At 54.2% G+C, this 9,122-nt stretch carries 9 protein-coding genes and 1 pseudogene; 4 read left to right on the plus strand and 6 right to left on the minus strand.

The genetic code is table 11. From position 1 onward, the window contains the following. The first annotated feature begins 147 nt into the window (after positions 1-147). Complete coding sequence (locus MWU62_RS10105) at positions 148-1,329, plus strand: ATP phosphoribosyltransferase regulatory subunit (RefSeq protein WP_200365153.1); 1,182 nt, start codon at positions 148-150, stop codon at positions 1,327-1,329. Between the two features lie 98 nt (positions 1,330-1,427). Then, on the plus strand, positions 1,428-2,723 hold the full coding sequence (locus MWU62_RS10110) for an adenylosuccinate synthase (RefSeq protein WP_247114729.1): 1,296 nt from the start codon (positions 1,428-1,430) through the stop codon (positions 2,721-2,723). A gap of 58 nt (positions 2,724-2,781) precedes the next feature. On the opposite strand, the gene cmoB is transcribed toward MWU62_RS10110, so the two are convergent. From cmoB to MWU62_RS10130, 4 genes are read right to left on the minus strand one after another with little or no spacing between them, the layout of a single operon-like run. After that, positions 2,782-3,774, minus strand: coding sequence for a tRNA 5-methoxyuridine(34)/uridine 5-oxyacetic acid(34) synthase CmoB (cmoB, locus tag MWU62_RS10115; RefSeq protein WP_247114730.1), 993 nt, complete (start codon positions 3,772-3,774; stop codon positions 2,782-2,784). A gap of 25 nt (positions 3,775-3,799) precedes the next feature. Further along, positions 3,800-4,555, minus strand: coding sequence for a carboxy-S-adenosyl-L-methionine synthase CmoA (gene cmoA, locus MWU62_RS10120; protein ID WP_247114731.1), 756 nt, complete (start codon positions 4,553-4,555; stop codon positions 3,800-3,802). Beyond that, entirely contained in the window at positions 4,548-4,934 is a 387-nt protein-coding gene (locus tag MWU62_RS10125) for a kinase (RefSeq protein WP_247114732.1), read from the minus strand. The genes cmoA and MWU62_RS10125 overlap by 8 nt, the downstream gene beginning before the upstream one ends. A 30-nt stretch (positions 4,935-4,964) precedes the next feature. Then, complete coding sequence (locus MWU62_RS10130) at positions 4,965-5,966, minus strand: serine/threonine protein kinase (RefSeq protein ID WP_348645641.1); 1,002 nt, start codon at positions 5,964-5,966, stop codon at positions 4,965-4,967. Positions 5,967-6,114: 148 nt separating this feature from the next. On the opposite strand from MWU62_RS10130, the gene MWU62_RS10135 reads away from it, so the two are divergent. Beyond that, positions 6,115-7,224 carry an NAD(P)/FAD-dependent oxidoreductase gene (locus tag MWU62_RS10135; RefSeq protein ID WP_247114733.1) on the plus strand — a complete coding sequence of 370 codons (1,110 nt, stop codon included), beginning with the start codon at positions 6,115-6,117 and terminating at the stop codon, positions 7,222-7,224. Positions 7,225-7,240: 16 nt separating this feature from the next. Here the strand turns inward: MWU62_RS10135 and MWU62_RS10140 are convergent, their stop codons facing one another. Both MWU62_RS10140 and MWU62_RS10145 read right to left on the minus strand, forming a co-directional pair. Then, a complete protein-coding gene (locus MWU62_RS10140) occupies positions 7,241-7,762 on the minus strand; it encodes a ComF family protein (protein ID WP_247114965.1) in 522 nt (173 codons plus the stop codon). 9 nt (positions 7,763-7,771) lie between these two features. Beyond that, positions 7,772-8,041, minus strand: a pseudogene (locus MWU62_RS10145) (hypothetical protein); the annotation flags it as partial. Here MWU62_RS10145 and bioB point away from each other — a divergent pair. Further along, positions 8,026-9,084, plus strand: coding sequence for a biotin synthase BioB (gene bioB / locus MWU62_RS10150; RefSeq protein WP_247114734.1), 1,059 nt, complete (start codon positions 8,026-8,028; stop codon positions 9,082-9,084). The pseudogene MWU62_RS10145 and the gene bioB sit on opposite strands and share 16 nt — an antisense overlap. Positions 9,085-9,122: the final 38 nt, after the last annotated feature.

The raw sequence follows: 9,122 nt of genomic DNA on the forward strand, positions 1-9,122 counted from the left end.
CAGGTATTCCGGTTTTTTTGTGCCTGCCAACAGTGTAAAATCCCTCAGGTTTTGGTTCGGGTTTTTCTGCCCCGGGCGTCACCCAAAAAACCGGCTTGCTCCGACTATGATAAATAGTAGGGGGCGCTGGATGGACAACGGAATCTCATGACAGTATCTGATCGCTGGTTACTGCCGGACGGGGTGGAGGATATCTTGCCGCCACTGGCCGGGCAGATAGAATCCCTGCGCCGGGATGTAATGGATACCTGCCAGCGTTGGGGCTACCAACTGGTAATTCCACCGCTTATTGAATACCTCGAATCCCTTTTCACCGGAACCGGACACGATCTGGAGTTGCAAACCTTCAAGCTGACCGATCAGCTGACAGGGCGCATGATGGGTGTTCGGGCAGACATGACACCACAAGCCGCACGCATCGATGCCCACACTCTGGGGCAGGAAGGGATCACCCGCTTGTGTTATGCCGGTCATGTACTGCATACCCGCCCCAAACACATGCTTGCCAGCCGCACGCCTATTCAGGCGGGCTGTGAGCTGTTTGGCAGCGCTTCTGAATCTGCAGACCTTGAAGTTATTAGCTTGATGCTTGAGGCACTTCGTGTCGCTGGCTTGCGCCGCGTGCATCTGGATCTGGCCCATGTGGCTATCTATGAAAGCCTGATTGGCGAGGCGGAATTTGATCGCAACACAAGTGCCGCAATCTTCGACGCCATGGCACGCAAGTCGGTTCCTGAACTTGATCGGCTTTTAGGTGACTGTCCGGATGGTTCTGCTGGCGCACGTTTGCGTGAACTCGCTCGTGTTAGCGGGGGTGCCGAAGCACTGGCTGAAGCACGTATAATTTTAAGTGGGGCCTCCGATACCCTGAGTGCGGCACTGGATCAATTGGGCCGTGTGGCGGAAATGCTCGAAAGGGATTTCCCGGAAGTCAGTTTCGGGTTCGATTTCTGCGAGTTGCGTGGCTACAACTACCATACGGGGCTGGTGTTTGCAGCCTATGTACCGGGTCATGGTGATGCCATCGGCAAGGGTGGCCGTTACGATGCCATTGGCAGCGATTTCGGGCGGGCACGTCCGGCCACTGGCTTCAGTCTTGATATACGCGCCCTGGTAACGCTGGGTGAGCGCGAGATCAAAAGCCGTAAGGCCGTGTGGGCACCCGCTCAAAGTGATACGGACTTGGAGCGGGCTATTGCAGAATTGCGGAAGACAGACATCGTCATTCGGGCATTGCCGGAAGATAACGGCGTAAATCCCTCTACTCGAGGGTGCGACCGAAAGCTGGTGAAACAGGGTGGTCAATGGGTAGTCCAGACTCTGGATTAGTGCTGGATTAACGCCAGTGGGCCGCATTGAACTCATAAAGGTACATGTGCCAAATTTGCAAGACGCACCCAAAGCAGTGTGCGCATCGAGAGAGAATCATGGGTAAAAACGTTGTTGTGCTAGGCACCCAATGGGGTGACGAAGGCAAGGGTAAGATCGTTGACCTGTTAACTGAAAAAGTTGCAGCGGTTGTTCGTTTTCAAGGCGGCCATAACGCGGGCCATACGCTCGTTATCGATGGCAAGAAAACGGCTCTGCATCTGATTCCCTCCGGTATTCTCCGGCAGAACGTTCAATGCCTCATTGGTAACGGTGTGGTGGTGTCGCCGGAAGCATTGCTGAAAGAGGTCCGTGGCCTTGAAGCATCGGGCATAGACGTACGTGACCGGCTTCGTATCAGCTTGGCATGTCCGATCATCCTGCGTACCCACGTGCGTATTGATCAAGCCCGAGAGCGTGCAAAGGGCAATGACAAAATAGGCACCACAGGGCGAGGTATAGGCCCTGCTTATGAAGATAAGGTGTCTCGCCGCGGTGTTCGCATTGGTGATCTGCACAACCCGGCTGGCTTCGAGGAGAAGCTACGGGAACTGATGACTTACCATAACTTTGTGCTGACAGAATACTTTAAGGAAGAAGCCGAGGACATAGACGCGGCTCTGAACGAATTAATGCAGATGGGCAAAGAAATCCTGCCCATGGCCGCAGACGTAACAGACTTGCTGCACGGCTACCGCAAGCGCGGCCAAGACATCATGTTCGAAGGCGCTCAAGGCTCCTTGCTGGATATTGATCTGGGTACCTATCCGTTCGTGACATCTTCCAATACTACTGCAGGTGGCACGGCCACAGGCTCGGGCTTTGGCCCGTTATATCTGGATTACGTGCTGGGTATTACCAAAGCTTATACCACCCGTGTTGGCGCGGGACCTTTCCCGACAGAACTGTTTGATGACATGGGCCAGCATCTGGCGGTCAAAGGTAATGAGATTGGCACTACAACCGGTCGCTCCCGCCGTTGTGGCTGGTTTGATGCGGTCGCCGTACATCATGCCATAGAGATCAATAGTGTATCCGGTATTTGCTTGACCAAACTGGATGTTCTCGATGGCCTGGAAACCGTCAAAGTGTGCGTGGGCTATAAAACACCTAACGGTGAAATGACCCGCCCACCGATTGGCTGTGACAGCTATACGGATATCGAGCCGGTTTACGTTGAACTGCCGGGTTGGAGCGAGAGCACGTTCGGGCTAACGAAGCTGGAGCAGTTGCCAGAAAATGCCCGAGCCTACATCAAGTTTTTGGAAAAGCAGATTGAGGCGCCCATCGATATCATCTCCACCGGCCCCGACCGGATCGAAACCATTACCCTGCGTCACCCGTTTGATGCTTAAAGGCTGAATGGCTTAAAAAAACCGCCCTGCAATCATCGGCACGGCGGTTTTTTTGTTGTCAGGGCTTCTCGGCAACAATAGTAGCGCGCTTGGGCCCGGGATAGCCTTCGATGGTTTTGCTGGAGTCTTCCGGATCGAGAAAGTCCTGAAGAGAGTTGAAACGCATCCAGTCTGTGCTGCGTTGCTCCTCAGTAGTGGTTTCACAGACATCCACAACTCGAGCGTTGCGAAAGCCAGTGCGATCGAGCCAGCGCAAAAGTGTGTCGCAACTCGGCAAAAACCATACGTTTCGCATCTGACCATAGCGGTCTTCCGGCATCAGGCTGTAGCCTTCTGGTCCATCCACAACCAGAGTTTCCAGCACCAGTTGGCCGCCCCGGCGCAGTGTCCCTTTGAGTTCCAGAAGATGGTCGAGAGGCGACCGACGATGGTAGAGGACGCCCATGGAAAAGGTTGTATCAAAGGCTTCAAGGCTTTCAGGTAAGTCCTCCATGCGTATAGGCAGAAGGTCGATGGGCGCTTCGCCTATATAGCGTTTCACGCTGAGAAACTGGAACATGAACAGTAGCCCGGGATCAATGCCAATCACCCGCTCTGCGCCCTCTCCCAGCATGCGCCAGCAGTGGTAGCCGGAGCCGCAGCCTACGTCCAAAATACGCCTGCCGGAAAGATCTGCGAGGTAGGGGGAAACCCTGTCCCACTTCCAGTCTGAGCGCCACTCAGTATCAATATGGATGCCAAAGAAATCGAAAGGCCCTTTGCGCCAAGGCATAAGACCCCGGAGCCCAGCTTCAAGTGCTTCTTGCTGGTGGGGGTTCAATTTATTGGGTGAGCTAAGGGCCACTGCAGAAGCGTTGAGCTCAGAGGTTGTCTCGGGAATAGCTGGAAGGCTATCGAGCGCTGATTGCCAGCGGCCCAAATCGCCGTGCGGGTTGTCATCGAAACGCCGGGTCAGTTGAGCCTTGATGGTTTCTGCCCAGTCACTCTGGCCTGTGTCTTCCAGCTCTACCAGTAGCTGCTCGAAACAGCTGCGCCAGTCAAAATACGCCATGATTTGCCCGTTCTGAGATTATTGATTAGTCGGCCTTGATGGCCAGCATAGACACGAAGTTGAAGCACTGATACCAGACCAGTACGCGATCAAAGCCTGAATTCAGCAAGCGTTGTCTATGGGCGTTCAGTGTCTCCGGAATCAGTACCTGCTCTATGGCGCTGCGCTTCTGGCTGATCTCCAGATCTGAGTAGCCGTTTGCGCGTTTGAACTCATGGTGAAGGCGGGTCTGAGTGTCCTGTTCATCCTCTGATTCAAAGCGGATTTTTTCTGACAAAATCAGCACACCGCCGGGCCTAGTTGCCTCGGCGATTCTGTGCAGTAAATCGCTGCGTTCCTCTGGCGGAACAAACTGCAAGGTAAAGTTTAGGGTTGTCACTGATGCATCTGACAGCTCGGTTTGCTGAATATTTTCATAGCGCAAGGTCACGGGCAGAGGGTTGTCGTCTAGCGCAATATAGTGTTCGCAGCGCTCAATCATGGCGGTGGAGTTGTCAATGCCCACCAGCGTGCAATCGCTAAACGGGATTCCGTGGCGCATGGCCAATGTTGAAGCGCCAAGAGAGCAGCCTAAGTCATAGCAGTTGGAACCGGGCTGAGCGTACTGCTCGGTGATGACTTCTATCATTGGAATGATGGTGGTGTAGCCAGGTACCGAGCGGCGGATCATGTCCGGGAATACACGGGCAACCGCCGCGTCAAAGCGGAAATCCTCCGGTTGACGTTCCGTGGCAAATAAACGGTCTGTTAGAGGTTCTATTGGTCGGTCAGAGTTACTCATCGCGGGCGTCCTGAGCTGGCTCCGAGGTTTGGTCTGGTTCAGGTAGGGCAGACGGGGCTGTCGGTGATGGCCGGTAACAGCGTACTCCACGGTTCTTGTAATCTACAAGTATGCCGCGGAAGGATGGGTCGATATCCGCCGCAATAGCCATGTAGCCATTTTCGCAGACCGCGTGTAGTTCGGAGGATTTTGGCGACATACGGAAGGTTTCACCCGGGGTGATATGAATCGCCTGGAAGTCTCCCACGGGTACATGGTCCTTGTTGTCGGAATGCTTTATGTTGCCGCTCAGCTCCAGCACCAATACGGTACCAACAATAGCGGCCAGAGCGGTCACAAACAGGCTGCGAATGGTGTAACGGGCCTCGTTCTGGCTCATGCCTACCTCATTTTGTACGTGAATGAACGGTCAGTATTGACCGGGAAGGGTTATTGAGGGCGCCTGGAGGGCTGCCAGTTGTTCTCTTAATGAAAGCACCTGATCGGACCAGAATCTGGGCTGGCCAAACCAAGGGAAGAAGCGCGGAAACGCCGGATCGTCCCAGCGTTTTGCAAGCCAGGCGCAGTGGCTGATCTGGCGGTAGCAGCGCAGTGGTTCAATTAGGTGGCGTTCGCGACGGTTGAAATCCCGGAAGGTTTCATAGCCTTCCAGTAGCTCGCCGAGTTGAGTGCCGCGTTCGTGGTCATCACCGTTCAGTAGCAGCCACATATCCTGCATTGCGGGGCCGGAGCGGCAATCATCCAGATCCACAAACAGCATCTGCTCGTCCCTGCAGAGTATGTTGCCGGCGTGGCAGTCTCCGTGCAGGCGCAAGGTTTCAATCTCTCCGGCGTCTTCAATGCGAGCGCGACAATGGGTCAGAAGATCCGGAATCAGGCTGTCCCAGGCTGGCCGAAGATCCTTCGGAATCCAGTCACCTTCGTGTAAAAGGCTATTGCTTGCTTCAATACCATCCATGGGTGATAGGGGGACGCGATGGCGAAATGGTTTTAGGGCCCCGATGTTGTGCATCTGTCCTAGCCATTGCCCAAGCCTGTAGAGAGTGTCTGTAACGCTGGTATCCGGCGCTTGTCCTCCGCGCTGGTTAAATGCGGCAAACATGAAGTCGCCATGCTTGCCAAGAGTGTCTCCGGAAGGCATCACCAGAGGCGCCACAACCGGAATATCCGCGGCCAGCAGTTCCCGGGTAAACTCGTGCTCTTCCCGCACCTGATCTTCTGTCCAGCGGCCAGGCCGATAGAACTTGGCGATCACCGGAGCGCCCTCGTCCAGACCCACTTGATACACTCGGTTTTCATAGCTGTTCAGGGCAAACAGGCGACCACTTACCGCGAAGCCGGCATTTTCCATGGCATCCAGAATAGCGTCTGGTGTGAGGGCATCGTATGGATGGCTTGAAACGTTCATCATAGAGCGAGGCCGGACTGGTAAATGTTGGGCCCAAGTATACCTGCTTGGCAGTGTTCCCGTAATGCGAGTGCAGGATGTTTCCATGGGTTCCGGCTCGTCCGGGATTGGGTTAACTTAATAGGCAGGCAACAGATAGCAGGTTCAGTTGGTGACAAACGAACATCTGGAAGTGGATACCCTTGTAATTGGGGCGGGAGTCGTTGGCCTTGCGGTGGCTCGAACGCTTGCTCGGGCGGGCAGGGAGGTGATCGTCTTAGAGGCTGGCGACCGCTTTGGTGAGGGCATCTCATCTCGTAACAGCGAGGTGATTCACGCTGGGATCTATTATCCAGAGCATTCTCTGAAAGCCCGCCTTTGCGTTGAAGGCCGTAGACAACTTTATGATTATTGCGAGAACCATAAAGTCGGATTTCGTAAATGTGGGAAATGGATTGTTGCCATTGATGAAGCCCAAAACCCTATGCTGGAGGGCATTCAAGTGCAGGCCGAAGCCAATGGTGTCAATTTGGACTTGATGGATGGGGGCATTGTTGCTCGGCAGTTGCCAGAACTAAATGTCAGTGCAGGCTTGTGGTCGTCTGAAACCGGTATAGTAGACACCCATGGCCTTATGCTCTCGCTTCTAGGCGAGCTGGAGGATGCGGGCGGCTCTCTGGTATTGCGATCTCCGGTTGAGAACATAGAGTCGGGGAGTGGCGCGCACGTTGTACGGGTGGCTGGTGCAATGCCATGCACGCTAAAAGTTCGAAATCTTGTGAACGCTGCAGGCTTGGGTGCGGTGCCGCTCACACGTAATTGGCTAGGGCTCCCCGACGCACAAAAGCCAACTCAATGGTTCGCTCGTGGCGTTTATTTCAGCTACAGCGGTCGCCATCCTTTCAATAACCTGATTTATCCGGTGCCCGAACCTGGCGGTCTGGGTGTTCACCTTACTCTTGATCTTGCAGGTCAAGCGCGCTTCGGCCCTGATGTGGAGTGGGTTGAGCAGGAGGACTACAGTGTTGACCCTGAGCGGGTGCATTCGTTTATTAGGGGGATCCGGCAATGGTGGCCCAGCCTTGATTCGGAGCGCCTCCAGCCAGCTTATGCAGGTATTCGCCCCAAGCTAAAAGATGCGGAGGGCGGATTTTTTGATTTTAGGATAGACGGCCCAAATGAGCATGGCGTTTCGGGGCTGGTAAACCTGCTTGGTATTGAGTCGCCGGGGCTTACATCCTGTTTGGCAATTGCCGAGCTTGTGGAGGAAAAGCTGCGCTAGTGCACTGTTTTGAAGACTATCCTGGTGTGCGAGCCAACGCCCAGACTTGAATATTCCGGGCGCCTGCGCTTCGCAAAGCCGAAGCTAAGACTCGCATGGTTGCGCCGGTTGTAACGACATCATCGACGATAGCGACTCGTTCCGGAACTTCCGAATGTACTTCAAACACACCGCGCAGGTTTGCCAGTCTGGCCTCTCGACTCAACCCCCGCTGGGCTTTAACTTTTCGCCTGCGACGAACAGCCCCCGTGTCAACTGGGATATCCAGCACGCCCCCTAATTTTTCAGCAATATCCCTAGCTTGATTGAAGCCACGCGCACGTCGACGAACGGGGTGCATGGGTGAGGGGATTAACAACAGCGGTTTTTCATTGCTTTGATCTTGAAATACAAGCTTTAGGTGGCTCGTAAGGCCAGCAACCAACGGTCGAGCGAATTTATGCTGCCTGCTGTATTTATACCTGCCGATCATGTTGTCGACTGGGTATTGGTAGCGCCAAGGTATGAATGCGCGATCGAAGGGAGGTGGGGATGCCAAACAGTCGCCACAAAGTTGGTTGTTTCCGAAGTACGCCATAGGTAGAGCGCAACAATGGCAATGCCACTTGTTGACAGGAAGGTCGGCCCAGCAGGAGTGACATAACCCGTTGATGGCATTGCTGGAAAGGCAGGCAACACAGCGGCCTTTGATTTTTTCGCTGTTAACCTTCGATGAATTTAAGGTTGACAGCCAGTTCAGTCCCTTTATCATTTGATTCATCCGTAAACCCAGAGACCGAAAAAGGTTAACAGGACTTTTGTATGACTGCCACCGCATTACGCCACGATTGGACGCTTCAGGAAGCGCGGGCGCTTTTTGAGTTGCCTTTTAACGACCTGATGTTTCGGGCTCAGTCCGTGCATCGACAGCATTTTGATCCCAATGAGGTGCAGGTTAGCACTCTGCTTTCTATTAAAACCGGCGCTTGCCCGGAGGATTGCAAGTACTGCCCCCAGAGCGGTCATTACAACACGGGATTGGAAAAAGAAAAGCTGCTAGAACTTGAGAAGGTGGTTGCTGAGGCTCGCGCGGCGCGGGAGAAAGGCGCGTCGCGCTTCTGTATGGGTGCCGCGTGGCGTAGCCCGACCGTTAAGGATATGCCTTATGTTCTGGATATGGTCCGGGAGGTGAAGTCTCTTGGCCTAGAAACTTGTATGACGCTGGGCATGCTGAAGCCGGAGCAGGCGGAAGAATTGGCCGAGGCTGGGCTGGATTACTACAACCACAATCTCGATACCTCTGAGAAGTACTACAGCCATATTATTACTACGCGAACCTACCAAGATCGACTGGATACGCTGGCAAATGTGCGTAACGCAGGCATGAAGGTGTGCTGTGGCGGCATTATGGGTATGGGTGAGGATCAAGACGATCGGGTCGGTATGTTGGTGCAGTTGGCGAATCTTCCGCAGCATCCTGAGAGTGTGCCGGTGAATATGCTGGTAAAGGTAAAGGGGACGCCCATGGAGGATGTGGAGGATCTGGATCCGTTTGAGTTTATTCGTGTTCTCGCGGTGGCTCGTATCATGATGCCTGCTTCTCATGTGCGTTTGTCTGCGGGTCGGGAGACGATGAATGAGCAGATGCAGGCACTGTGTTTTCTGGCTGGTGCGAATTCGATTTTTTATGGCGAGAAGTTGCTGACGACTTCGAATCCGGAGGCGGATGCGGATATGGCGTTGTTCCGCCGGTTGGGTATTCGGCCGGAGCAGCGGGGGCAGTGTGCTTCTGAGGAGCAGGAGGAAGAGGCGATTGTTGGGGCTTTGGAGTATGAGGCTAATCGGCATTTGTTTTATGACGCTTCTCTGGAGTCCGCTTAGCATCATTGGATTGAAGCGCCGTGCGGGCGGTGTGCTCC

The organism is Marinobacter sp. S6332 (assembly GCF_023016045.1).
Classification (GTDB): domain Bacteria; phylum Pseudomonadota; class Gammaproteobacteria; order Pseudomonadales; family Oleiphilaceae; genus Marinobacter.

Coding starts and splice junctions, on each gene's coding strand:
- MWU62_RS10105 (WP_200365153.1), top strand. CDS start 148: ATGACAGTATCTGATCGCTGGTTACTGCCGGACGGGGTGGAGGATATC.
- bioB (WP_247114734.1), top strand. CDS start 8,026: ATGACTGCCACCGCATTACGCCACGATTGGACGCTTCAGGAAGCGCGG.
- MWU62_RS10125 (WP_247114732.1), bottom strand. CDS start 4,934: ATGAGCCAGAACGAGGCCCGTTACACCATTCGCAGCCTGTTTGTGACC.
- MWU62_RS10130 (WP_348645641.1), bottom strand. CDS start 5,966: ATGATGAACGTTTCAAGCCATCCATACGATGCCCTCACACCAGACGCT.
- MWU62_RS10110 (WP_247114729.1), top strand. CDS start 1,428: ATGGGTAAAAACGTTGTTGTGCTAGGCACCCAATGGGGTGACGAAGGC.
- cmoB (WP_247114730.1), bottom strand. CDS start 3,774: ATGGCGTATTTTGACTGGCGCAGCTGTTTCGAGCAGCTACTGGTAGAG.
- cmoA (WP_247114731.1), bottom strand. CDS start 4,555: ATGAGTAACTCTGACCGACCAATAGAACCTCTAACAGACCGTTTATTT.